Source organism: Sphingobium sp. Z007, assembly GCF_900013425.1.
In the GTDB taxonomy this organism is placed as follows: Bacteria; Pseudomonadota; Alphaproteobacteria; order Sphingomonadales; family Sphingomonadaceae; genus Sphingobium.
Map to the genome: position 1 here is coordinate 143,717 of NZ_FBXK01000005.1, position 23,643 is coordinate 167,359.

Here is a 23,643-nt window from a genome sequence, read left to right on the forward strand (position 1 = left end):
GCCAAGTCTCGCTACCCTCTCCCCCAAGGGGAGAGGGTTTTTAGCCGCAGCCCAGCGGCTCGCTGTCCTGATAGAAGGCCTGCACCGCGGTCCAGGCGTCTTCCGCCGTTTCGACCCAGGTCAGCAGGTTGAGGTCCGAATGCGCGATCACGCCTTCGTCCGCCAGCGCCTCGAAATCCACCACCCGGTTCCAGAAGGTCTTGCCGAACAGCAGGATCGGGATCGGCTTCATCTTGCCGGTCTGAATGAGCGTCAGCAGTTCGAACATTTCATCGAACGTGCCGAAGCCGCCGGGGAAAACCGCGAGCGCGCGGGCGCGCAGCAAGAAATGCATCTTGCGCAGCGCGAAATAATGGAACTGGAAGCTCAGTTCCGGCGTGACGAAGCGGTTGGGCGCCTGTTCGTGCGGCAGGACGATGTTCATGCCGATCGTGGTCTGGCCGACATCCTGCGCGCCGCGATTGGCGGCTTCCATGATCGATGGTCCGCCGCCCGAACAGACGACGAAGTGGCGGCATCCTTCCGCGTTCACCGGATATTGCGCGGCGATCCGGGCCAACGCCCGCGCTTCTTCATAATAGCGGGCTTTGGCGCCCAGATTTTCCGCGATCCGCTTCTGTTCCGGCGTCGTGGCGGCGTCGATCCGCGCCTGGACCTGGTCGGGTTCGGGGATGCGGGCCGATCCGTAGAAGACAAAGGTCGATTCGATCTGCGCCTCGTCCATCAGCAATTGCGGCTTCAACAGCTCCAGCTGGAAGCGGACCGGGCGCAGGTCTTCGCGCAACAGGAACTCGCTGTCCTGGAAAGCCAGCTTATAGGCCGCACTCTGCGTCTGGGGGGTGCCAAGCTGTTTCTTGGCGTCATGGGCCTCTTCGCGGGCCGGGCGGAATTTGCGTTCTTCAATGTCTTTTTTCGTCATTCGCGCCAATTTAGTGGCGCGCGGTGACAAATCCAAGTCTGGTTTGTTCAGGGGCGCGCGAACACGGATCGCTCAAAACCCTAGCAGCAAAAGCCGCCCCGCCGCTTAGCGGCAAAACCCGCCACGCCCGCCCATGTCGAAATGAAAATGGTCGTGATGCGCGGCGTTGTAATCGGGGCTGAGGACGGTGTTGAACCGCTTGCACGCACTGGCGTGCACGAGCGTGAGGAACTGGCGGGTCTGCCGGCCGCCGGCCCAGTCCTTCTGGATGCTGATGCGCCGCCCGTCGGACAGAACGAAGGCGGACACGTCGATCGCATTGCTGTGCGCATGTTCGGACAATTTGCCGCTGCCCGCGATCGGCCGGCAATTATAGGTGCCGAACGTCTCGATTCTCTCGATCTCCACGCCAAAGATCATGCGTGCCGCGGGCTGCACGCCATAGCGCGCCCAGGCCGCGAAATTGGCGGCCAGATTGCATGTCATCGCGCCCAAATTGGTCGCGGGCACGCCGATGTCGAGTAATTTGACGCTGTTCACCGCGCTGCATCCGCCACCGAACATGCGGTCGGGCAGGGGGGTGAAGGCCACCGCCTGCGACTGAAGTTTCGCAAAGCATTGGCGCGTTTCCAGCGCCGGTTGCGCAGGCGCGCGCACGGGCCGCGACGGGGGCGTCGGCGCACGCGCCACCCGGCCGCGCGGCACCAGGTCGCCGCTGCATCCGCTCAAGACCAGCGCCACTAGCGCAGCGAAGCCTGCGCCATGCGCCCTTCGCATTCTCATCGCCCATTCGCTCATGAGTCGGGATGCTAGCAGGCAGAATCTTTACGAAGGTTAACCGCGCATTCGCTTCGTCCGATTTCATGGGTCGCTTGACAGGTCTGCCGAAATCTTTAGGGCGGCCGACGGGCCACGCGGCCCCAACGCCGCGCTGCTCTCTGTAAGGAGACGCTACATGACTGATTTGACTGCCGTTGACGCCACCCTTGCGCCTGCGCAAAAGCCCGCAACCCGTCCGGCCCGCCCCTTCTTCTCTTCCGGTCCCTGCGCCAAGCCGCCCGGCTGGAGCGCCGACAAGCTGGCGACCGACTCGCTCGGCCGCTCGCATCGCGCCAAGATCGGCAAGACCCGCCTGGCCTACAGCATCGACCTGATGCGCGAGCTGCTGGGCCTGCCCGACACCCACCGCATCGGCATCGTGCCGGGGTCCGACACCGGCGCGTTTGAAATGGCGATGTGGACGATGCTGGGCGCGCGCCCGGTCACCACCATCGCCTGGGAAAGCTTCGGCGAAGGCTGGGTGACGGACGCCGCCAAGCAGCTCAAGCTCGACCCCACCGTCATCCGCGCCGACTATGGCCAGTTGCCTGATCTGACGCAGGTCGATTTCAGCAACGACGTGTTGTTCACCTGGAACGGTACGACATCGGGCGTGCGCGTGCCAAACGCCGATTTCATCCCCGCCGACCGCGAAGGTCTGACCTTCGCCGACGCGACCAGCGCGGTGTTCGCCTATGACATCGACTGGGCCAAGATCGACGTCGCCACCTTCTCCTGGCAGAAGGTGCTAGGCGGCGAGGGCGGCCATGGCGTGCTGATCCTCGGCCCCCGCGCCGTCGAGCGCCTCGAAACCTACACCCCCGCCTGGCCGCTGCCCAAGGTGTTCCGCCTGGTGTCCAAGGGGAAGCTGGCGGAAGGCGTGTTCAAGGGCGAGACGATCAACACCCCGTCCATGCTGGCGGTCGAGGACGCGATCTTCGCGCTGGAATGGGCCAAGTCGATTGGCGGCTCGGCCGGCCTGATCGCGCGGAGCGACGCCAATGCCGCTGCGCTGGGCAAGATCGTCGCGGAGCGCGACTGGCTTGGCCATCTCGCCGTCGATGAAGCGTCGCGGTCCAAGACCAGCGTGTGCCTGACCGTCGAAGGCGCCGACGAAGCCTTTATCAAGGCCTTCGCCGCGCTGCTGGAAAAGGAAGGCGCGGCCTATGACATTGCGGGCTATCGCGATGCCCCGGCAGGCCTGCGCATCTGGTGCGGCGCGACCGTGGAAACGGCGGATATCGAAGCGCTGGGGCCGTGGCTCGACTGGGCCTATGCTACGCTCAAGGCTGCCTGAACTTAATTATCCCTAATATACCGTCATCCCAGCGAAAGCTGGGATCTCAGGCCTCCAGGCACAAGCATAGCCTCCTGAGATCCTGACTTTCGTCAGGATGACGAATTGCAGAAAGGCAATTCGTTATGCCCAAAGTCCTCATTTCCGACAAAATGGACCCCCGCGCCGCCGCAATCTTTCGCGAACGTGGCGTCGAGGTCGACGAAATCACCGGCAAGACGCCCGAAGAACTGATCGCCATCATCGGCGACTATGACGGCTTGGCCATCCGCAGCTCGACCAAGGTGACGAAGGCGATTCTGGACGCTGCGACGAACCTGAAGGTCATCGGCCGCGCGGGCATCGGCGTCGACAATGTCGACATCCCCTATGCGTCGGCCAAGGGCGTGATCGTTATGAACACCCCGTTCGGCAACTCCATCACCACCGCCGAACATGCCATTGCGCTGATGTTCGCGCTGGCCCGCCAGCTGCCCGAAGCCAACGCCCAGACGCAAGCGGGCCTGTGGCCCAAGAACGGCTTCATGGGCGTGGAAGTCACCGGCAAGACGCTGGGCCTCATTGGCGCGGGCAATATCGGGTCGATCGTCGCCAGCCGCGCGTTGGGGCTGAAAATGAAGGTCGTTGCCTTCGATCCCTTCCTGACGCCCGAACGCGCGATCGAAATGGGCGTGGAAAAGGCGGACCTGGACACCCTGCTGGCCAAGGCCGATTTCATCACGCTGCACACGCCGCTGACGGACCAGACGCGCAATATTCTGAGCCGCGAAAACCTGGCCAAGACCAAGAAGGGCGTGCGCATCATCAACTGCGCGCGCGGCGGCCTGATCGATGAGGCTGCGCTCAAGGAGGCGCTGGATTCGGGCCAGGTCGCGGGCGCGGCGCTTGACGTGTTCCAGACCGAACCGGCCAAGGAATCGCCGCTGTTCGGCACGCCGAACTTCATTTGCACCCCGCATCTGGGCGCATCGACCGACGAAGCGCAGGTCAATGTCGCGTTGCAGGTCGCCGATCAGCTGAGCGACTATCTGCTCGACGGCGGCATCACCAATGCGCTCAACGTACCGTCGCTGAGCGCCGAGGAAGCGCCCAAGCTCAAGCCCTATATGGCGATCGCGGAAAAGCTGGGCAGCCTTGTCGGCCAGTTGGAAGGCGACGCGATCACCGGCGTTGCGGTTGAGGTCGAAGGCCACGCCGCCGAACTGAACCAGAAGCCGATCACGGCGGCGGTGCTGGCCGGCCTGATGCGCGTCTATTCCGACACGGTGAACATGGTCAACGCGCCCTTTCTGGCCAAAGAACGCGGCCTTGACGTGCGCGAAGTCCGTCACGACCGCGAAGGCGCGTATCAGACGCTGATCCGCGTCACCGTCACCACCGAAAATGGCGAGCGCTCGGTTGCGGGCACGCTGTTTGGTCCCAACAGCCCGCGCCTGGTCGAACTGTTCGGTATCAAGGTGGAAGCTGATCTGGACGGCACCATGCTCTACATCGTCAACCAGGACGCGCCCGGTTTCATCGGCCGCCTGGGGAGCAAGCTGGGCGAATCGGACGTCAACATCGGCACCTTCCACCTGGGCCGCCGCAATCAGGGCGGCGAAGCCGTGCTGCTGCTGTCGGTCGATGGCACCGTCACCGAACCGCTGCGCTGGGAAATCTGCAACCTGACCGGCGTGAAGCAGGTGAAGCTGCTGCGGTTTGTGTAAGTTTTCCACATCCGTTCGTCCTGAGTAGGGGCTGAGCGAAGTCGAAGACCCGTATCGAAGGATTGCCTCGTGGCTCTCCTTCGATACGCCATTTCGACTTCGCTCAATGGCTACTCAGGACGAACGGAGTCTGGATATTACGGCGTTATCGGCTAAAGGCCACCCATGACCATGATCCCGCCCAGCCTCCTGCCCGAAGGCCTCTCCGATCGCCTGCCGCCGCAGGCCGAAGCCTCCGCGCGGCTGGCGCGCCGCGTGCTCGATACGGTCGCAAGCCATGGCTATGAACGGGTCATGCCGCCGCTCGCGGAGTTTGAGGACACGCTGACGCAGCGGTTGAAATCCATGCGCGCGCAGGATCTGGTCCGCGCCGTAGATCCGGTGTCGCAGCGCAGCCTGGCTTTCCGGCCGGACATGACGGCGCAGGTCGGCCGCATCGCCGCCACGCGCCTGGCCGCCGCGCCGCGTCCCCTACGCCTCTCCTATGCCGGGCCAGTGATCCGCCAGAAAGCCAGTCAATTGCGCCCTGAGCGCGAGAAGCTCCAGCTCGGCGCCGAACTGATCGGCAGCGATAGCGTCGCCGCCGCGGTGGAGATCGTCAATATCGCGATCGAGGCGTTGCAGGCCGCCGGCGTCACCGGCATCACCATCGACTTCACGCTGCCCGACCTGATCGACGCGCTGGCGGCCGGCCCTCTGCCGCTCGGCCCGCAGGCGATCGAGGCGGTGCGCGCCGAACTGGACGCCAAGGATGCCGGCGCATTGGTCGCCATCAGCCCGGCGGCGGCGGCCTATCTGCCGCTCATTGAGGCGACCGGGCCTTTCCACGCCGCGATGGAGCGGCTGGAAGCCTTCAGCGCGCAACTGGGCGGCGCGATCGACAGCCGCATCGCGGGCCTGCGCGCCATCGCCAAACCGATCGGCTGGGACATCACCCTGACGCTCGACCCGACCGAACGGCACGGTTTCGAATTTCAGAACTGGTTCGGCTTCTCCATCTTCGCCGAGGGCTTCATTGGCGAGATCGGTCGCGGCGGCAGCTACGCCATTGCGCGGGCGGACGGCGCGGACGAACCGGCCATGGGCTTCTCGCTCTATCCTGACCCGCTGATCGACGCAGGTTTCGGCGGCGAAAGCCCCAAGCGCCTGTTCCTGCCGATTGGGCATAACGCGGCGTGCGCAACTGCGCTGCGCGCGGAGGGCTGGCACACGGTCGCGGCGCTGTCCGGCGATGAAAATGGCGCGGCCCAACGCTGCTCGCACTGGCTGGATGGCGACAGCCCACGCGCCTACTGACTTGACTTCACCGGGGCAGCGCGGCTAACGCGCGCCCCGTAACAGGGTGCCCTGCGCGCCCGCTTGATCCCACCGGCATGCCGAGTCCCGTCGAAGGGCATGGCCGGTCCGCGCGGCGGGCGGAGGACTGTATCTGTGGCAAATGTAACCGTGATCGGCGCCCAGTGGGGCGACGAAGGCAAAGGCAAGATCGTCGACTGGCTGTCGGAGCGCGCCGATGTCGTCGCCCGTTTTCAGGGCGGCCATAATGCCGGCCATACGCTGGTGGTGGGCGAAAAGGTCTATAAGCTCTCGCTGTTGCCATCGGGCATCGTGCGCGGCACGCTGTCGGTGATCGGCAATGGCGTGGTGCTGGACCCCTGGCATTTCCGCGATGAGGTCGCCAAGCTGAAGGGGCAGGGCGTGACGATCACGCCCGACAATCTCCAGATCGCCGAAACCTGCCCGCTGATCCTGCCCTTCCACCGCGACCTCGATGGTCTGCGCGAAGACGCATCGGGCGCGGGCAAGATCGGCACCACGCGCCGCGGCATCGGCCCGGCCTATGAGGACAAGGTCGGCCGTCGCGCGATCCGTGTCTGCGACCTGGCGCATCTGGATGACCTCGACCTTCAGATCGACCGCCTGACCGCGCATCATGACGCGCTGCGCGCCGGTTTCGGCGAAGCGCCGATCGACCGCGCCCGCCTGATGGCGGAACTGACCGAGATCGCCGATTTCATTTTGCCCTTCGTCAAGCCGGTCTGGCTGACGCTTAATAAGGCGAAGGCTGCGGGCAAGCGCATCCTGTTCGAAGGCGCGCAGGGCACGCTGCTCGACATCGACCATGGCACCTATCCCTTCGTCACATCGTCCAACACGGTCGCGGGCACGGCGGCGAGCGGCACGGGCCTTGGTCCCAATGCGGCTGGCTTCGTGCTGGGCATCGTCAAGGCTTATACCACCCGCGTTGGCTCCGGCCCGTTCCCGACCGAATTGGAAGACGAAACCGGCCAGCGGCTGGGTGAGCGCGGCCATGAATTTGGCACCGTCACCGGTCGCAAGCGCCGCTGCGGCTGGTTCGACGCCGTGCTGGTGCGCCAGTCGATTGCGGTGTCGGGCGTCACCGGCATCGCGCTCACCAAGCTGGACGTGCTGGATGGGTTCGACGCACTGAAAATCTGCGTCGGATACCAGATTGGCGATCAAAAGTTCGACTATCTACCCGCCCATGCGCAGGACCAGGCGAAGGCGCAGCCGATCTACGAGACGATCGAAGGCTGGCACGACACCACGGCCGGCGCGCGCAGCTGGGCGGACCTGCCCGCGCAGGCTATTAAATATATCCGCCGGATCGAAGAGCTGATCGGTTGCCCGGTCACGCTCGTCTCCACGTCCCCGGAACGCGACGACACCATCCTCGTCCGCGATCCCTTCGCGGATTAAGGGCCATGGCCGAACAACGCTTCGAGCGCCACAAGCAGGCCTGGACCCAGGACGAGATCCAGAAACTGCACACGCTGGCCAAGAAGGGCATGGGCCTGAAAGCCATCGCCAAGGCGCTGACCCGGACCGAGGAATCAGTCAAGGCGCGGGCCAAGGAAGACAGCCTGAACATCGCCAAGCTGCGCTGAATAACATCCGTTCGTTTCGAGCGAAGTCGAGAAACGGATAGCGTGAGCGTCGTGTCTGGACCCCGCCACACAGCCATGCGAAGACCGCCCCTCTACCAATAGGGAAGGCTTCGCATGGCGCTCGACATTCTCGTCCTCTACGGCTCCTATCGCCGTGGTCGGCTCGGCATCCGGCTGGCCGATTATCTGGTGCGTGGGTTCGAGGGACTGGGGCATAAGGCCGAACTGATCGATGCCATGGCGGTCGACCTGCCCATGCTCGACCTGCGCTATAGCGACTATCCGGCCGGGCAAGCGCCCGCCGCGATGGCGGCGCTGGCCGACCGTCTGACCGCAGCCGATGCTTTCGTCTTCGTGGCGGGCGAATATAATCGCGGGATGCAGCCGGGCCTCAAAAATCTGGTCGATCATTATCTCAAAGAGTTCGACCGCCGTCCTGCCGCCATCGCCAGCTATTCGATGGGGCGTTTTGCCGGCGTCAACAGCCATGCCGACTGGACGGTGACGGTATCGGCCATGGGCATGGCGGTGGTGCCGGAACGGCTGAGCGTCGGCCAGATCGGTCAGACGCTGGACGAACAGTCCCAGCCGCTGGGTGAGGGCGGCGCGGCGCTGGAACGCGGCTTTGCCGGGTTCGCGAAGAACCTGGTCTGGTGGGCGGAGGCGGCTAAGGCCGTGCGCTGAACCGCCGGTCCATCCACACCAGCGCATAGCCCGCCGCGACGAAGCCGGCGGCGATCAGTACGGCGTTGAGCGCCACCTGGCCGATGCCCAGTTTCGCGACATTGATGAAGGGATAGGCATATATCCCCTCCATCGTGCCGCGGAGCAGCGCGTAGGGCAGGTAGAGCGCGGGAAAAAGCGCCCATATCCAGGGATCGCGCCAGCCAAGCCGTCCTTTGGGCGCAAAGGCGATCCACCAGAGCGGCGTGAGCAGCGGCGTCACCTTGTGCAGCAACATATCGGCCAGCAGCGCCCCGCCGCTCAGCGACAGCAGGCCCCGCAGCAGCAGGCCGTAGATGATGCCGACGAGCAGGATCGCCAGCAGCACGCCGCCCAGCCAGCGCGGCGTCACCGGCCGCCCCATGGCGATCGCGGCAAAGGTCAGGGTGACCGCCATGTTGGTCAACACCGTGAAGAAGCGCAGCAATATCCACAGCGTTTCCGCGACGGACCCGTTCTGCGCAAAAGTCGCTTCGAACTGGATCGCCAGGCCAGCCATGGCCACCAGCGCGACAACCGCAGCGCAGAAGCGGTCGCGCGTCATGCCGCCACGCGCTCCCGTCCATCCGCTTCGCCCGCCGCGATCACGGTGGCCGCCACCAGGTCGCCCGTCACGTTGAGGCTGGTGCGGCACATATCCAGGAATCGGTCCACCCCCAGCACCAGCCCAATGCCTTCGGGCGGCACGCCGACCATGCCCAGGATCATCGCTACCACCGGCAGCGATCCGGCGGGCACCCCCGCGGTGCCGACCCCGCCCAATATGCACACCAGCATCACCATCAACTGCTGCGCCAGGCTGAGATCGACGCCGAAAAACTGGGCGAGGAAGAGAACGGTGATGCCTTCGAACATCGCGGTGCCATTCTGGTTGGCGGTCGCGCCGATGGTCAGGACGAAGCGGACGACGCGGCGCGGCAGGTGCAGCTTGTCTTCCGCCACGCGGATGGCGGTGGGCAGGGTGGCGTTGGAGGAAGCGGTGGCGAAGGCCATCACGCTCGCCTCCTGCGCCGCCGCGAAGAAGGCGAGGGGGGGGCGGCGCGCAAGCAGGGCAATCAGCAGCGGATAAACGATGAACATCTGGATCGCCAACGCCAGCAGCACGACGCCGACATAGGCGGACAGGCGGATCAGCAAGTCCCAGCCGAATTGCGCCGCCAGGTTGAACATGAAGCAGGCGATGGCGATCGGGGCGAGGCGGATGACGATGCCGATGAGCCGCATCGACACGTCGAACAGACCCTCCATCGCGTTCAGCAATATCTTCGACTGGTCGGTCTGCACCAGCACCAGCCCGATGCCGAAGAACAGGGCGAAGACCATCACCGCCAATATGTCGTTATTGGCCATCGCCGCGACGATATTGTCGGGAATGATCGCGACCAGCGCCTGCATGCCCGTCGGCGTGTCGCCGCTACGGGCCAGGATCGCCTTGGCCCCCGCACCCGCATCGGCCAGCATCGCCTGCGCCGTCGCCGGATCGACCCCGCCGCCCGGCCGCAGCATGTTGACCAGGACCAGGCTGATGACGACGGCGATGCCCGATACCACCAGCGTATAGGCGAGGGTGCGCAGGCCGATCCGCCGCAGCGAGCGCATCTCGCCCATTTCGGCGATGCCGACGATCAACGCCGACACCAGCAGCGGGATGACCAGCATGAACAACAGACGCAGGAACACCTGTCCAATCGGCCCGGTGACATAGGTGGTGACGGCATCGACCCAGCGCGCGTCAGGCGCCGCCATATAGACTGCCAGCCCCAGGATCAGACCGATGAGGAAGCCGCCCAGCATCTGCCACTGGAGCGAAAGCGCGCCTGTCTTGCGGTCCGTCTCTAACTGGTGGCTGGTCATCGACGTCTCCGGTTGGATCGTCCTTGAACGAGCCATGATGGCGCGGGTTGCGTGCCGGGCACTATTTCGTTTCGCTAACGGAGCATTTTTCCGCAGCCGCGCGTTGCCGCCATCGCAACTTTACGCATCCGACGGCGAGCTGGCCGACGGATGGCCCGACAGAACCCTATTGGCATGGCGGGGTCCACCGCCCGATCCCGGAGATGTATATGATCATCGATCCTGTCCCCAGCATGCGCCGGATGGCGTCCGAAGTGTGGAAGCCGCTCACGGCGCTGTTCGTGTGGGACTGCGCCGTTACCCTCACTTATTATATTCTGCCCTTCAAGGCGCCGTCGCTGCCGCTGACCATTTTTGGTACGGCGCTCGCCCTGTTCCTGGGCTTCCGGTCCAACAGCGCCTATCAACGCTGGTGGGAAGGGCGGGTGCTGTGGGGCGCGATGATAAACGCCTCGCGCAGCTTGGCGCGCGCCACGCGCAATTTCCTGCCCGATCCTGTGGCCCGCGACATGAAACGCGAAATTGTAAAGCGCCAGATCGCCTATGTGAACGCGCTACGCTGTCAGTTGCGCCGCCAGCCGATCGGCGAAGACGTGACGGCCTTTCTAGAGGAGCGCGACAAAGTCCGCGCGCTGGCCCGCACCAATCCGGCCAATGGTCTGTTGGATAGCACCGGGCGACGGATCGACATCGCCCGGCGCGAAGGTTGGATCGACACGATCCAGCAGGCGCAGATGGAAGCGGTGCTGGTTGACATCGCCAATGCGCAGGGCGGCATGGAACGGCTGAAAAACACCCCACTGCCGGTACAATATCGCTATCTGCCGACCATCTTCACGCATTTGTTCTGTCTGTTCCTGCCGATCGGCCTGGTGGAGACGCTGGGCCTGGCTACGCCGCTCGGCTCCACCGTGGCGGGCCTGATGTTCGTCGCCGTTCTGCGGATCGGCGACGATCTGACCGACCCCTTTGGCGATACCGTGCATGACGTGCCTTTGACGGCGATGTGTCGGACGATCGAGATCGACTTGCTTCAGTCGATCGGCGACGCCGCGCCGGAGCCGGTCAAGCCGGTACGCGGCGTGCTGTGGTGAAGGAGGCTGTGTTCCCGCGCGCGCGGGAACAGGCCAGCGCTTGCTTAGCCCTTGCGGTCTTCGTCCACCATGTCGGACGCCAGCTCCAGCCCCGCCCGACCATGGGCGGCGCCATGGGCGGGCGCCTTGGGATGTGGCACGTCTTCTGGCTCCTCGACCTCCAGCATCCCTTCCCATTTGGTGATGACCGACGTGGCGATGGCGTTGCCCAGCACGTTGGTGGCGGTGCGGCCCATGTCCATGAAATGATCGACCGCCAGGATGAAGGCGATGCCCTCCACCGGCAGGTCGAACTGGCCCAGCGTCGCGGCGACCACGACCAGCGATGCGCGCGGCACCGCGGCGATGCCCTTGCTGGTGACCATCAGCACGAGCAGGATGGTGATCTGCGTCGCGATCGGCAGGTCGATGCCATAGGCCTGGGCGATGAAGATGGTTGCGAAGGTCGAATACATCATCGACCCGTCGAGGTTGAAGCTGTAGCCGAGCGGCAGCACGAAGCTGTAGATGCGGCGCGGGATGCCGAAGCGGTCGAGCTGCTCCAGCATCTTGGGGTAAGCCGCTTCGGACGAGGCGGTGGAAAAGGCGATCAATATCGGTTCGCGGACATAGCGGATCAGCTTGAACATCCGCTTGCCCAGGAAAATCGACCCCGCGCCAAACAGCAGCAGCCACAGGCAGAAGAGGGCGATGTAAAATTCGCCGACCAGCGCGCCATAGGTTTTGAGGACGCCCAGGCCCTGTATTGTGATGGATGACGCCAGCGCGCCGAACACCGCGAAGGGCGCCACGCGCATGACATAGCCGGTCACCTGCAACATCAGTTCGACCATCGCCTCGATCACTATGATGATCGGCTTGCCCTTGTCGCCGATGGCGGTGAGCGCGACGCCGACGAACAGCGAGAAGACGACGATCTGCAGAATCTGGTTGTCCGCCATCGCCCCGATCATGGAAGTCGGGAAGACGTGCAAAATGAAATCGCGGAAGTTGAGCGCTTCGGTATTCACACCCGCATCCGCGCCGGAGCGAACGAGGTTGAGACCCTCGCCGGGCGCGAAGAAATTGACGAAGATCAGGCCCAGCGTCAGCGAAATCAGGCTGGCGATGATGAACCAGGCGAGCGCCCGCCCGCCAATCCGCCCCAGTGCCGCGCTGTCGCCCATATGGGCGATGCCCGCGACCAGCGTGGAAAAGACAAGCGGCGCGATGATCATCTTGATAAGATGCAGGAATATATCGGCCAGAAGGTGGAAATAACCCGCCACATCCTTCGCCAGCGTTTCATCGCCGCCGACCCAAAGATTGGCCGCAAAGCCGGTCAGCACCCCCAGGACCATGCCGATGAGGATGAAGGCTGTCAGTCTGTTTCGCATCAAATCCCTTTAGGCTGCCGGTGCGCAGCCCCCGCCTAGTGCTCATCTGTCAGGCCGACACCTAACAGGCGCATGGGCCACCGGCAATCGCGGCGCGTCCAGTCGCATCAGGGAAGACGAAGCAGCGCCGTCTTTCCACGCCCTTGGCCGTGCGCACCTAGGGGTAAAGCAGCCCTTCGCGCCAGCCATCACCGCTTCGATCAAACAGGCGGCGTTCGTGCAGCCGATGTTCGCGATCCTGCCAGAATTCGATCCGTTCGGGCGTGAGGCGGAAGCCAGACCAGTGCGGCGGGCGCGGCACCGGGCCGCCCTCGAATCGCGCGCTGACCGCGTCGAACCGGTCCTTGAAGGTCTGGCGATCGGGCAGGGGGCGGGACTGGTCGGAGGCCCAGGCGCCCAACTGGCTGTCGCGGCCACGGGTTGCGAAATAGGCGTCGGCGGTCGCGTCGTCCACCGGGCCGACTGCGCCCTCGATGCGGATCTGGCGACGCAGCGATTTCCAGTGAAAGAGCAGCGCGGCATGCGGGTTTTCCAGCAGCTCGCCCGCCTTGCGCCCCTCGAAATTGGTGTAGAAGACGAAGCCGTCCGGGCCATGGCCTTTCAGCAGCACCATGCGGACGGACGGCCGCCCGCGCGCGTCGGCGGTGGCCAGCGCCATGGCGTTGCTATCGTTGATTTCGGTATCGCGCGCTTGCGCATACCAGGCGTCGAACAGGGCGAAGGGATCGGTCATGCCCGGTCTTTAGGCGGCGGCCCGGCCGCTGTCGATATGTCCCTGTCGCCAAGCGGAGGCACGATCCGGGGCGGCCAGCGCTCGCCCCGGATCGTGCCTGAAGGATCAGAAGCGGAAGCCCAGGCCTGCCGACCAGCTGGTATAGCCGCCCGCCTTGATGAGGTTCATGTTGAAGCGGATGAGGTCGCGAGCGTTGCGCGCGCTTTCCTCGCGACCGCGCAGGCCCAGCGACAGCGTCACTTCGTGGAATGTGTTATAATAGAGCTTGTCGCCCGCATAGTTGGTCAAGGCGTAGCTGACCCGCGCCGACGTGTTGCGCCCCAGGCCACGGAACTTGAGCGGCAGGTCATAGGCCAGGCCGTTGCGGAACGCCCAGTTCTTCAAGCCCGGATTGACGTTATAGCCGGTGATGCCGGTGCTTAGCGTCGTGGTATAGCCGACCATGTTGCCGATCACGAGCCGACCGCGACCCAGGCCATCGAGCACATAGCGGCTGGCGACGGTGGCGGACAGCATGTTCCCGACCGAACCGAGCTGATCGGACGCCGTGATGCCATAACCAACGCGTGGTTCCAGCGACCAGCGGCGGGCGATCACCGGAACTTCCACGCCGACGCCGAACTGGGCGGTGGCGGCACGCGCGCCGTTCACTTCGGAATAGCTGACCGGCAGGTCGAATTTCAGCAGCGCGCGGCCGCCTTCGGTCAGGCGGAAGCTGCGGGCGACCCGCCCGTCGATCCGCATGAAGTCGTACCGGCCGCCGTTCGAAGACCCGCCATTATAATTGGCGCCCATGATCCAGGGATCGCCGGCCGTGTTGGTGCCGCCGCTGTTGGCTGCATCCTGCTCGATTGCGGAGTCGCCCGACGACAGGTCCAGGCTCGCCCGGACCAACCCGCTCTGCACCGACCCGGGATTGCCCGCCAGCGGATCGATCGGCGAATAGCGCGCCAGCGATTTGAGCAACAGGCGGACCAGCCGTTCGGCCTCTGCGCTGTCGATATCGTTGAGATAGCTGTTGAACAGGTCGTAGGAGGCCTGGCGCGTCACCCCGTTGAAGCGATTCTGATAGACTTCCCCTTCCGCGTCGAGCGCGGGGATGGCGATGCGGAACACCGAACTGTTGGTGTCGTAGAAGCCATAAATGGGCAGCCCGCGGAAATCGATTACGCCGCTGACCGGCAGCCGATCATTATAGCGTGCGCCATAGCGTTCGCGCAGCCGCTGCGGGTTCATGAAGTCCTGACCGTCATTGGCGATGTCCAGGCCATAGCTGTCGGTGATCGTCGCCCCGCCGCCTATGCCCAGCGTCACGCCGATGCGGAACAGGCTCTGAATGTCATCCAACTGTTGCGGCGAAGGCGGCGGCGGGCCAACCTGCGCCTGTGCAACGGGCGCGACCGCCCAGACCACGGCCATGACGGCAAGCGAGCGCCATCCAAATTTCTGCATTTTTCAACCCCTCCCATGCGCCCGCCATCCCCCGGCGGGCGGCAAGCGGCTAACAGTCCAGGGGGCGACGCGCATACCCCATTCGGGTTATGGGCGATGGATCGGGCACATCCCCGCCTTGAATATCAGGCGCGTATCGTCCACATAGTCGGCAAGTGATGCTTTTGTGCAACAGGTAGAATGATGGCCGATCCCTATTCCCTTCTGGGTGTGACGCGCAGCGCGACCGATGCGGAGATCAAATCCGCCTATCGCAAGCTCGCCAAGCAGCTTCACCCCGACAAGAACAAGGACAACCCACAAGCAGCGGACAAATTTTCCGCCGTGACCAACGCCTATGATCTTCTGTCCGACAAGGACAAGCGCGCCCGCTTCGATCGCGGCGAGATTGACGGTGACGGCAATCCGGCCGCGCCCTTCGGCTATGGCGGCGGCGGTGGCGCGGGCGGCGGTTTTCGCGGCCAGCCCGGTGCCGGCTTCGAATCCGGCGGCGCGGATTTCGGCGATATTTTCGAAGGGCTGTTCGGCGGCGCGGGGCGCCGGGCGGGCGCGGGCGGCGGTTTCGGCCGGCAGGCGCCGCCGCCAAAGGGCGCCAATGTCGCCTATCGGCTGGCGGTCCAGTTCACCGACGCGGCCACCCTCGCGCCGCAGCGGATCACCTTGCAGGACGGCAAGACCATCGATTTGAAGCTGCCCGCCGGGGTGGAAAGCGGCACGCAGATGCGCCTGTCGGGCAAGGGGCAGGCCGGGCCGGGCGGCGCGGGCGACGCGATCGTCACGATCGAGGTCAAGCCACACCCCTTCTTCACCCGCGATGGCGACAATGTGCTGCTTGACCTGCCCATCACTCTCGATGAGGCGGTGAAGGGCGGCAAGGTCAAGGTGCCGACGGTGGATGGCCCGGTGATGCTGGGCGTGACCGCGGGCGCATCGTCGGGCAAGACGCTGCGGCTGCGCGGCAAGGGCTTTACCGGCAAAGACGGTAACCGGGGCGACCAGCTAGTGACCTTGCAGATCGACGTGCCGGCCGACGACCCGGCGATCCAGGCGCTGGTCGAAAACTGGCGGGACGAACGGCCGGTGCGCGCCCATCTGGGCGTGTGATGCGTTAGGCCGTCCATGCCGATGCCATCGCCCCTGTCGCCCGAATCCCGTCGTCAGCATGGGCATGGCGCGCGCGCCCATTTTCACAGGCAGATGGACCGGGTCCGGCCGGGATCGCACATCTTCGAGGTGGCGAAGCGGGTGGCGGTCGGCACCTATAGCGACGGCTTCATCCATGCCGGGAATCTGGCCTATCTGTCGCTGATGACGCTCTTCCCCTTCTTCATCGTCGCGGCGGCGGTGGCCAGCATCTTTGGCCGCACCCATGACGGTGTGCAGGCGGTTAATGCCTTCCTCACGACCGTCCCGCGCGGCGTCGCCGATGTGGTGCGTCAGCCGATCAGCGATGTGCTGACCGCGCGCAGCGGTCCGCTGCTGTGGTTGGGCGGCCTCGTTGGTCTTTGGACGGTCGGCAGCCTCATCGAAACGATCCGCGACATTCTCCGCCGCGCCTATGGCACGAAAAGCACCAAGCCTTTCTGGCGCTATCGGCTGGGCGCGATCGGCATCACGCTGGTCAGCGTCTTCGCGTTGATGTTCGCCTTTTCGCTTCAGGTGGTCATCGCCGGCCTAGATCAGTTTCTCACCAATATCCTGCCCTGGGCCGACGACGCCATCGGGCTGGTCGCGTCCGCCAAGCTTGTGCCGATGGCGATCACCTGCCTTGCGCTCTGGTCGCTGTTCGCGGCCTTGACGCCGACCCTCTACAAGTCGCGCCGCTTCCCCAAATGGCCTGGTGCGGTGGCGACATCGCTCTGGTGGTATGGCACGGTGTTGCTGTTGCCGCCCACTTTGTCGCTGCTGGGCGGCTATGGCCGCACCTATGGCAGCCTGGCGGGCGTCATGATCTCCCTCATTTTTTTCTTTCTCGTTGGGCTTGGCGTGGTAATTGGCGCGGAATTGAATGCGGCGCTGGCGGAATTTCCCGAAGAGGAACTGGACGCGGCGGCGAAAGACCCAGGGAATGGAACGACGATATGAACGGCTTGATGACAGGAAAACGCGGCCTCATCATGGGGCTAGCGAACGACAAGTCGCTCGCCTGGGGCATTGCCCAGCAACTGCACGCGCAGGGCGCGGAACTGGCCTTTTCCTATCAGGGCGACGCGCTGGCCAAGCGCGTGCGGCCGCTGGCGGAGCAGGTCGGCTCGGACTTCCTGATCGATTGCGACGTCACAGACATGGACAAGCTGGACGCCGCCTTCGCCGAGTTGGAAGCGCGCTGGGGCACGATCGATTTCGTCGTCCACGCGATCGGCTTTTCCGACAAGAATGAACTGCGCGGCCTTTATGTTGACACCAGCCTGGAGAATTTCCTGCTGACCATGAACGTGTCTGCTTACAGTTTTGTGGCAGTCACCCGCCGCGCCCGCGCTTTGATGCCGAACGGCGGCAGCATCCTGACGCTTTCCTATTATGGCGCGGAAAAGGTCATCCCCCATTATAACGTCATGGGCGTGGCCAAGGCGGCGCTGGAAACCAGCGTCAAATATCTGGCGATGGACCTGGGGCCGGAAAATATCCGCGTCAACGCCATCTCCGCTGGCCCGATCAAGACGCTCGCCGCCAGCGGCATCGGCGACTTCCGCTATATCCTTAAGTGGAATGAACTGAACTCCCCGCTGCGCCGCAACGTGACGATCGAGGATGTCGGCGGCGCGGGGCTCTACCTGTTGTCCGACCTGGCGTCGGGCGTGACCGGTGAAATCCATCATGTCGACGCGGGTTATAACGTGATCGGCATGAAGGCCGAAGACGCGCCGGACATCGCGCTGGATAAGTGAGGCTAAAACCCTCTCCCCTCGGGGGAGAGGGAGGGGCCCGTCGCGAAGCGATGGGAGGGTGAGGGGGCTATGCGACGACCCGATCCTGAAAATGCTGACTCCCTGAACAGGGTGCGCGCCATGCGTCGCGATCCGACCGAGCCGGAAAAGCGACTTTGGTCGAAACTGCGCAACCGGCAGTTGGACGGTATCAAATTTCGTCGGCAGGTCTGGCTGGTAGGCTTCATTGCGGATTTCTATGCCGCCGATCTCCGGCTGGTCATCGAAGTTGACGGCGATGGCCATGCCGCTAGGGAAGCAGCCGATGAGCAGCGATCCCAGATATTGCAGCGCGAGGGGTTTCGGACGATCCGTTTCGCCAATGTGGATGTGATGCGTAATATCGAAGGGGTTTTGGAGGCAATTTTGATGACGGCGCGCGCTGACCCCTCACCTTCCCGCTCGGCTGCGCCGAGCGGGCCCCTTCCTCTCCCTCAAGGGGAGAGGAATATATGAGTTTCAACAGTTTTGGTCGCGTATTCCGCTTCACCACTTGGGGCGAGAGTCATGGTCCTGCCATCGGCGCGGTCGTGGACGGCTGCCCGCCCGGCCTCCCGCTCAGCGAAGCGGATATCCAGCCCTGGCTCGACCTGCGCAAGCCCGGCACCTCCAAATTCACCACCCAGCGGCGCGAAGCGGACGAAGTGCGCATCCTGTCGGGCGTGTTCGAAGGGCGCACCACCGGCACGCCGATCAGCTTGATGATCGAGAATACCGATCAGCGGTCGAAGGATTATTCCGACGTCGCCAAGGCTTATCGCCCCGGCCATGCGGACTATGCCTATGACGCCAAATATGGGTTTCGCGACTATCGCGGCGGCGGGCGTTCCTCCGCGCGCGAAACCGCAAGCCGGGTCGCGGCGGGTGCCGTCGCCCGCGCCGTCATCCCCGAAGTCGATATCTTCGCCTATGTCAGCGCCATCGGCGGCGACGCGATCGACTATGATAATTTCGATGCCGCCCAGATTGGTCAGAACCCCTTTTTCTGCCCAGATGTCGCCGCTGCCAAGCGTTGGGAAAAGCTGGTCGATGAAGCCCGCCTGGACGGTTCCTCGCTGGGCGCAGTGGTCGAATGTATCGCCTCCGGCGTCCCTGCCGGCTGGGGCGCGCCGCTCTACGCGAAACTCGACAGCGAACTCGCCGCCGCGATGATGAGCATCAACGCGGTCAAGGGCGTCGAGATCGGCGACGGTTTCGCCGCCGCCAGCCTGCGCGGCGAACAGAATGCGGACCCGATGCGACCTGCTTTGGATGGGGGCAACGATGGCCCCGTCTTCCTCGCCAACCATGCAGGCGGCATCGCAGGCGGCATCGCCACCGGCCAGCCGGTGAAGGTCCGCATCGCCTTCAAGCCGACCAGTTCCATCCTGATCCCGGTCGAAACCGTGACGCGCGAAGGCGACGCGTCCGATATCATCACCAAGGGTCGCCACGACCCATGCGTCGGTATTCGCGGCGTGCCAGTGGTCGAAGCGATGATGGCGCTGGTGCTGGCCGACCAGAAACTGCTCCACCGCGCGCAATGCGGCGAAGGGCCGGAATAACCCGCGCCCGTTCGCTTCGAGCATGTCGAGAAGCGTGTGGCGCGGCGTTGCCCGTTGCTCGCCTTCGTTCGAAACAAATGGCGGTCGGCGCTATCGACGCGCCGAACCGCGCCAACCGCGCGCCGAACCGCGCCAACCGCGCGCCGAACATCGTTTCGATGCGAGACGACTCGGTCCTGTTACGATAGTATGACCGATATCGCCCGCGGGAGGGCGAGCGGCAGAGCGTAAGCCTGGGGAGCGTCACCACGCATCACGCGCGGATTGACGGTCAAAACGTCCCCTTAACGCCGCGACACGGGCCAGCCATGCAACCATGGCTGGCCCATTTCGTTCCACCGGTGGAAGGACACGCGACCACGCGATCCGACGGGGGACGAAATGCATTTCATCGGCGCGCTGCTGGGCGTTTACCGCGCGGAAATCGGCCTGCTGATCCTTGCCTGCATGTTCGTCGCTTTCGTTCGCGAACGCTATTCGCCCACCGTCATCGCCGTGGTCGGCGCCTGTGCCTATGGCGTCTTTGGCATGCTGAATGAAAAGGCGATGTTCTCGGTTTTTTCCAACAGCGCGCCATTAACAGTTGGCGCCATGTTCGTCCTGTCCGGCGCGCTGGTCCGCACCGGCGTCATTGGGCGCGTCGCCGACCTCATCATGACCCGTGCGGAGCGGCATCCGCGGATCGCGCTGGCCGAAGTGGCGCTGGGCGCGTTGCTGCTGTCGGCCTTCCTCAACAACACGCCGGTCGTCGTGCTGCTGATCCCTATCATGTTCAAACTGGCGCAAGCGACCGGCTATCCGGTCAAGAAGCTGCTGATCCCGATGAATGTGATTGCGGTGCTGGGCGGTTGCCTGACGCTGGTGGGGACCTCCACCAATCTGGTCGTGGCGGGGATCGCCGCCGAACAGGGCATGGATCGGTTCGGCATTTTCGACATCAGCCTTTACGGCGCGGCGGGCGCGGCGGCGGGCATCGTGGCGTTGCTCTGCCTGTCTTTTCTGCTGCCCAGCGATCCCCCGTCGATCGCGGGCGAAAATGGCGGCGCGGCGGTGCAGGATTATCTGACCGAACTGGTCGTGCCGCAGGATAGCGAGGATATAGGGCGCGAAATCGGCGCGCTGGGCCTGTTTGGGCGATCGGTGCAACTGCTCGGCCTCAAGCGGCATGGTGACATCATGCGCCAAGGGCTGGAAACAGAGGAACTGCGATCCGGCGATCACCTGATCGTGCGGGCGGACGGCGCGGCGATCATGACGCTGCGCGAATCGGGCCAGTTCGACCTCGGCGTGGCCGCCGATTCCCGCACCAGCGCGCAGGACGGCACTGTGGTCGAAGCGATGGTCGCGCCCAGCCATCCCTCAATCGGCGAGCGGCTGGGCGACATTCCCTTCCTCCATGCGCTGCGCGTGCGCATCATCGGCATCCATCGCGCGCGCCATCTGCCCGGTCCTGACCTCGCCGAAACGCGCATCCGCGGTGCCGACCGGTTGCTGGTGGCGGGGGAAGATGACGCCATGCGCGCGCTCAAGGACAATCCGCACCTGATCGGCGTCGACATCAGCCGCACCCGCGCCTTCCGCCCGCGCAAGGCGTGGATCGCGATCGCCGCGATGGCGGGCGCGGTGCTGCTGTCCGCCTTCGACGTGGTGGGCATCGGCATGGCAGCCGTGATCGCCGTGGGCCTGATCCTGGTCACCCGCTGCATCGACCCGGAGGAGGCCTGGGGCGCGATCGACGGCGATGTGCTGATCCTTATCTTCGCCATGCTGGCGGTCGGGCTGGCGCTGGAACAGGCGGGCAGCGTAACGCTGATGGTCGGCTGGATCATGCCGTTGATGCAGGTCGCCCCGGCCTGGACGCTCGTCTTCATCGTCTATTTCGCGTCGCTCATATTGTCCGAACTGCTCAGCAACAATGCGGTCGCCGCGCTGCTGACGCCGATCACCATTGCGCTGGCGCACCAGTTGGGCGTGGACGCGCGCCCGCTGGTGATCGCCTTGATGATCGGCGCATCGGCCTGTTTCGCGACGCCGATCGGCTATCAGACCAACGCGCTTGTCTATGCCGCGGGCGACTATCGCTTCGCCGACTTCGTGCGGATCGGCGTGCCGATCAACATCGTCGTCGGTCTGGCGGTATGCAGCGCATTGGTCCTTCTGGGCTAAACTGGCCCTGTTCGCGTGGTCCCGGCCGCGCCATCACGGCGGAAATGACGAGGACCATTCCATGACCAGCCTGCCCTTCACCCAGGTCGACGCTTTCGCCGACGCGCCCTTCACCGGCAATCCCGCCGCGGTGATGCCGCTCGACGCATGGCTGGACGACGCCACGCTCCAGGCGATCGCAGCGGAAAACAACCTCTCCGAAACCGCCTTCACCGTGCCGACCCCGGACGATCCCGACGCGGATTACGCCCTGCGCTGGTTCACCCCCACGGTCGAGGTGAAGCTGTGCGGCCATGCCACACTGGCGAGCGGCCATGTGTTGCTCAAGGGAGAGGCTATCCGCTTCCGCACCCGCCATTCCGGCATCCTGACGGTCACGCGTGACGGCGACGGTTATGCGCTGTCCTTGCCTGCCTGGGGCATGACGCCCAAGGCGCTGCCGGACTTGGCCGCCGGGCTAGGCGGCGAACCGATCGAATCGCACTGGCGCGAGGGCGGCTACAGCCTCTTCCTGTTCCCCGACGCCGCCGCCGTGCGCGCGCTGACCCCCGATTTCGCCGCGCTCAAGCGCCATGGCGACGTGATGCTGATAGCGACCGCACCGGGCGACGACAGCGACATCGTCAGCCGCGTCTTCGTGCCGGGCGGCGGCGTGGACGAAGACCCCGTCACCGGATCGGCGCATAGCCTGCTCGTGCCCTTTTGGGCGGCGCGGCTGGGGAAGGCGCAACTCAGCGCCTATCAGGCATCCGCGCGGGGCGGGCGGCTGGGCTGCACTTTGGCTGGGGACCGCGTCATCCTGACCGGCCAATGCCGCACGGTGATCGAGGGGCGCTTTCTTCTCTAACCCCCATTCCGTTCGCCCTGAGCCTGTCGAAGGGCCGTTCTTCCTTTACCGCGCTGGAAGAAGGGCAGGGCGTCGATAGGCTCAGCCCGAACGGATGGAGGTAAGACCGGCTGTCCTTACCCCGGAAACAGCCCCATCAACCGCGCCAGCGCGCCACGCACGGCCGCGCGCTGTTCCTTCTCCGGCGACATGCCGATCCGCACCACCGTCAGCCGCTGCGACGGGGAGATCAATATATATTGTCCATTATGGCCAACGCAGCCGAACAGGCTGTCGGGCGCCCGGCCCGGCATCAGCGCGCTCTCGCTACTCTCCCGGTTGAGCCACAGATGCGCGCCATAGGCCGGATTGCGCGGCGATGGCGTCCGCATGAAGGCCACCCATTTTTCCGGCAATATCTGATGCCCATTGGGCGATCGGCCGTTCCTGCGCAGCAATTCGCCAAAGCGCCCATAATCGCGCGCCGTCATGTGTAATAGGCTGCCACCGATCATCGTGCCCGCCGCATCATATTCGGGCGTCAGGCTGGACAATTGGCCTGGCGCCTTCAGCCGCCCGTCGATGAAGGTCTGCATCGCCCGTCGGCGTATGTCTGGATCGGCGCTGCTGGTCAGCATCCGCGTCATCAGGTCGGACAGGATGATGCTGCTGCCCGTCGAATAGGAAAAGACCGCGCCCGGCGCATGGGCCAGCGGCTTGGATTCGGCATAGGCGCGCATGTCCTGCGCGCCGTCCATGAACAACATGCGCGGCGTATCGCCACGGGTAATCGGTTCGCCATCCTCGACATGGTCCAGCCCCGACCGCATCTGGAGCAGTTGGCGCAACGTGATCTTGCCGCGCGGATCGCCCGGCTGGCTCCACGCCGCGACCGGCACCGGCGAATCGAGCGCCAGTCGCCCGTCCGACACCATCAGCCCCACCAGCACCGCGGTCACGCTCTTGGCGATCGACCAGGACAGTAATTTGGTGTCGGGACCAAAGCCGGGGGCGTAGCGCTCCGCGATCACTTGGCCGTCGCGCATCACCAGCAGGGCGCGGGTTTCGCCCATCGCGTCATCCTCGAACAACGGGTCGATCGCGGCGCGCAGCGCGTCTGCGCCAACGACGGCGTCGCTCGCCACGGCATAGACGGGCGCGGGGGCAGGGGCCGCGCGAACGACCAGCGTCCCGGCGACCAAGACGCCTGCGGCGCCCAGCGCCAGCCCAAGGCGCTTTACGATTCGGCTATCCATCTGCATAAGCCGCCGCCCTTACGCAACGGAATGGAAAAGGGC

Annotated in this window: 22 protein-coding genes; 14 read left to right on the forward strand and 8 right to left on the reverse strand. The window is 64.8% G+C overall.

Annotation, left to right across the window (positions count from 1 at the left end; genetic code table 11):
* Window positions 1–40: 40 nt before the first annotated feature.
* Together CEQ44_RS08585 and CEQ44_RS08590 are read right to left on the reverse strand one after the other, a co-directional pair.
* Entirely contained in the window at window positions 41–919 is an 879-nt protein-coding gene (locus CEQ44_RS08585) for a TIGR00730 family Rossman fold protein (RefSeq protein WP_088185245.1), read from the reverse strand.
* A 105-nt stretch (window positions 920–1,024) separates the two neighbouring features.
* Window positions 1,025–1,702 carry an extensin family protein gene (locus CEQ44_RS08590; RefSeq protein WP_373438219.1) on the reverse strand — a complete coding sequence of 226 codons (678 nt, stop codon included), beginning with the start codon at window positions 1,700–1,702 and terminating at the stop codon, window positions 1,025–1,027.
* 172 nt (window positions 1,703–1,874) lie between these two features.
* Between CEQ44_RS08590 and CEQ44_RS08595 the strand changes: the two genes are divergently transcribed.
* The 6 genes from CEQ44_RS08595 to CEQ44_RS08620 all read left to right on the forward strand — a co-directional run bounded on the left by CEQ44_RS08595 (window position 1,875) and on the right by CEQ44_RS08620 (window position 8,334).
* On the forward strand, window positions 1,875–3,035 hold the full coding sequence (locus CEQ44_RS08595; protein ID WP_088185243.1) for a phosphoserine transaminase: 1,161 nt from the start codon (window positions 1,875–1,877) through the stop codon (window positions 3,033–3,035).
* 125 nt (window positions 3,036–3,160) lie between these two features.
* Window positions 3,161–4,741, forward strand: coding sequence for a phosphoglycerate dehydrogenase (gene serA, locus CEQ44_RS08600; protein ID WP_088185242.1), 1,581 nt, complete (start codon window positions 3,161–3,163; stop codon window positions 4,739–4,741).
* A 165-nt stretch (window positions 4,742–4,906) separates the two neighbouring features.
* Complete coding sequence (locus CEQ44_RS08605) at window positions 4,907–6,037, forward strand: ATP phosphoribosyltransferase regulatory subunit (protein ID WP_088185241.1); 1,131 nt, start codon at window positions 4,907–4,909, stop codon at window positions 6,035–6,037.
* 135 nt (window positions 6,038–6,172) lie between these two features.
* Window positions 6,173–7,462 carry an adenylosuccinate synthase gene (locus CEQ44_RS08610; protein ID WP_088185240.1) on the forward strand — a complete coding sequence of 430 codons (1,290 nt, stop codon included), beginning with the start codon at window positions 6,173–6,175 and terminating at the stop codon, window positions 7,460–7,462.
* Between the two features lie 5 nt (window positions 7,463–7,467).
* Window positions 7,468–7,650, forward strand: a complete 183-nt coding sequence (locus CEQ44_RS08615) for a hypothetical protein (protein WP_088185239.1) — start codon at window positions 7,468–7,470, stop codon at window positions 7,648–7,650.
* A 114-nt stretch (window positions 7,651–7,764) separates the two neighbouring features.
* Window positions 7,765–8,334 (forward strand): NADPH-dependent FMN reductase, encoded by a 570-nt coding sequence (locus CEQ44_RS08620; protein WP_088185238.1) that lies wholly within the window; start codon window positions 7,765–7,767, stop codon window positions 8,332–8,334.
* Here CEQ44_RS08620 and CEQ44_RS08625 read toward each other — a convergent pair.
* Window positions 8,318–8,917, reverse strand: coding sequence for a Pr6Pr family membrane protein (locus CEQ44_RS08625; RefSeq protein WP_088185237.1), 600 nt, complete (start codon window positions 8,915–8,917; stop codon window positions 8,318–8,320). The genes CEQ44_RS08620 and CEQ44_RS08625 overlap by 17 nt on opposite strands.
* Window positions 8,914–10,227: a dicarboxylate/amino acid:cation symporter gene (locus tag CEQ44_RS08630; protein WP_088185236.1), complete on the reverse strand. Its 1,314-nt coding sequence runs from the start codon at window positions 10,225–10,227 to the stop codon at window positions 8,914–8,916. The genes CEQ44_RS08625 and CEQ44_RS08630 overlap by 4 nt, the downstream gene beginning before the upstream one ends.
* Window positions 10,228–10,436: 209 nt before the next feature.
* Here CEQ44_RS08630 and CEQ44_RS08635 point away from each other — a divergent pair, with 209 nt between their 5' ends.
* A complete protein-coding gene (locus CEQ44_RS08635; protein ID WP_088185264.1) occupies window positions 10,437–11,321 on the forward strand; it encodes a bestrophin family protein in 885 nt (294 codons plus the stop codon).
* Between the two features lie 44 nt (window positions 11,322–11,365).
* On the opposite strand, the gene CEQ44_RS08640 is transcribed toward CEQ44_RS08635, so the two are convergent.
* The 3 genes from CEQ44_RS08640 to CEQ44_RS08650 form a co-directional block, all read right to left on the reverse strand.
* A complete protein-coding gene (locus CEQ44_RS08640) occupies window positions 11,366–12,697 on the reverse strand; it encodes a dicarboxylate/amino acid:cation symporter (RefSeq protein WP_088185235.1) in 1,332 nt (443 codons plus the stop codon).
* 157 nt (window positions 12,698–12,854) lie between these two features.
* Window positions 12,855–13,430 carry a pyridoxamine 5'-phosphate oxidase gene (gene pdxH, locus CEQ44_RS08645; RefSeq protein ID WP_088185234.1) on the reverse strand — a complete coding sequence of 192 codons (576 nt, stop codon included), beginning with the start codon at window positions 13,428–13,430 and terminating at the stop codon, window positions 12,855–12,857.
* Between the two features lie 105 nt (window positions 13,431–13,535).
* Entirely contained in the window at window positions 13,536–14,882 is a 1,347-nt protein-coding gene (locus tag CEQ44_RS08650) for a hypothetical protein (protein ID WP_088185233.1), read from the reverse strand.
* 183 nt (window positions 14,883–15,065) lie between these two features.
* On the opposite strand from CEQ44_RS08650, the gene CEQ44_RS08655 reads away from it, so the two are divergent.
* The 7 genes from CEQ44_RS08655 to CEQ44_RS08685 all read left to right on the forward strand — a co-directional run bounded on the left by CEQ44_RS08655 (window position 15,066) and on the right by CEQ44_RS08685 (window position 22,366).
* Window positions 15,066–15,986: a DnaJ C-terminal domain-containing protein gene (locus CEQ44_RS08655; protein ID WP_088185263.1), complete on the forward strand. Its 921-nt coding sequence runs from the start codon at window positions 15,066–15,068 to the stop codon at window positions 15,984–15,986.
* A gap of 15 nt (window positions 15,987–16,001) precedes the next feature.
* Window positions 16,002–16,967: a YihY/virulence factor BrkB family protein gene (locus CEQ44_RS08660; protein WP_088185232.1), complete on the forward strand. Its 966-nt coding sequence runs from the start codon at window positions 16,002–16,004 to the stop codon at window positions 16,965–16,967.
* Window positions 16,964–17,770 carry an enoyl-ACP reductase FabI gene (fabI, locus tag CEQ44_RS08665; protein WP_088185231.1) on the forward strand — a complete coding sequence of 269 codons (807 nt, stop codon included), beginning with the start codon at window positions 16,964–16,966 and terminating at the stop codon, window positions 17,768–17,770. Before CEQ44_RS08660 ends, fabI begins: the two co-directional genes overlap by 4 nt.
* A 69-nt stretch (window positions 17,771–17,839) precedes the next feature.
* Window positions 17,840–18,265, forward strand: a complete 426-nt coding sequence (locus CEQ44_RS08670; RefSeq protein ID WP_254913828.1) for an endonuclease domain-containing protein — start codon at window positions 17,840–17,842, stop codon at window positions 18,263–18,265.
* Window positions 18,262–19,353, forward strand: a complete 1,092-nt coding sequence (gene aroC / locus CEQ44_RS08675; RefSeq protein WP_088185229.1) for a chorismate synthase — start codon at window positions 18,262–18,264, stop codon at window positions 19,351–19,353. Before CEQ44_RS08670 ends, aroC begins: the two co-directional genes overlap by 4 nt.
* 381 nt (window positions 19,354–19,734) lie before the next feature.
* Window positions 19,735–21,519: an SLC13 family permease gene (locus CEQ44_RS08680; RefSeq protein ID WP_088185228.1), complete on the forward strand. Its 1,785-nt coding sequence runs from the start codon at window positions 19,735–19,737 to the stop codon at window positions 21,517–21,519.
* A gap of 61 nt (window positions 21,520–21,580) precedes the next feature.
* Window positions 21,581–22,366, forward strand: coding sequence for a PhzF family phenazine biosynthesis protein (locus CEQ44_RS08685; protein WP_088185227.1), 786 nt, complete (start codon window positions 21,581–21,583; stop codon window positions 22,364–22,366).
* Between the two features lie 116 nt (window positions 22,367–22,482).
* Here CEQ44_RS08685 and CEQ44_RS08690 read toward each other — a convergent pair whose 3' ends face one another.
* Entirely contained in the window at window positions 22,483–23,607 is a 1,125-nt protein-coding gene (locus tag CEQ44_RS08690; protein WP_088185226.1) for a serine hydrolase, read from the reverse strand.
* Window positions 23,608–23,643: the final 36 nt, after the last annotated feature.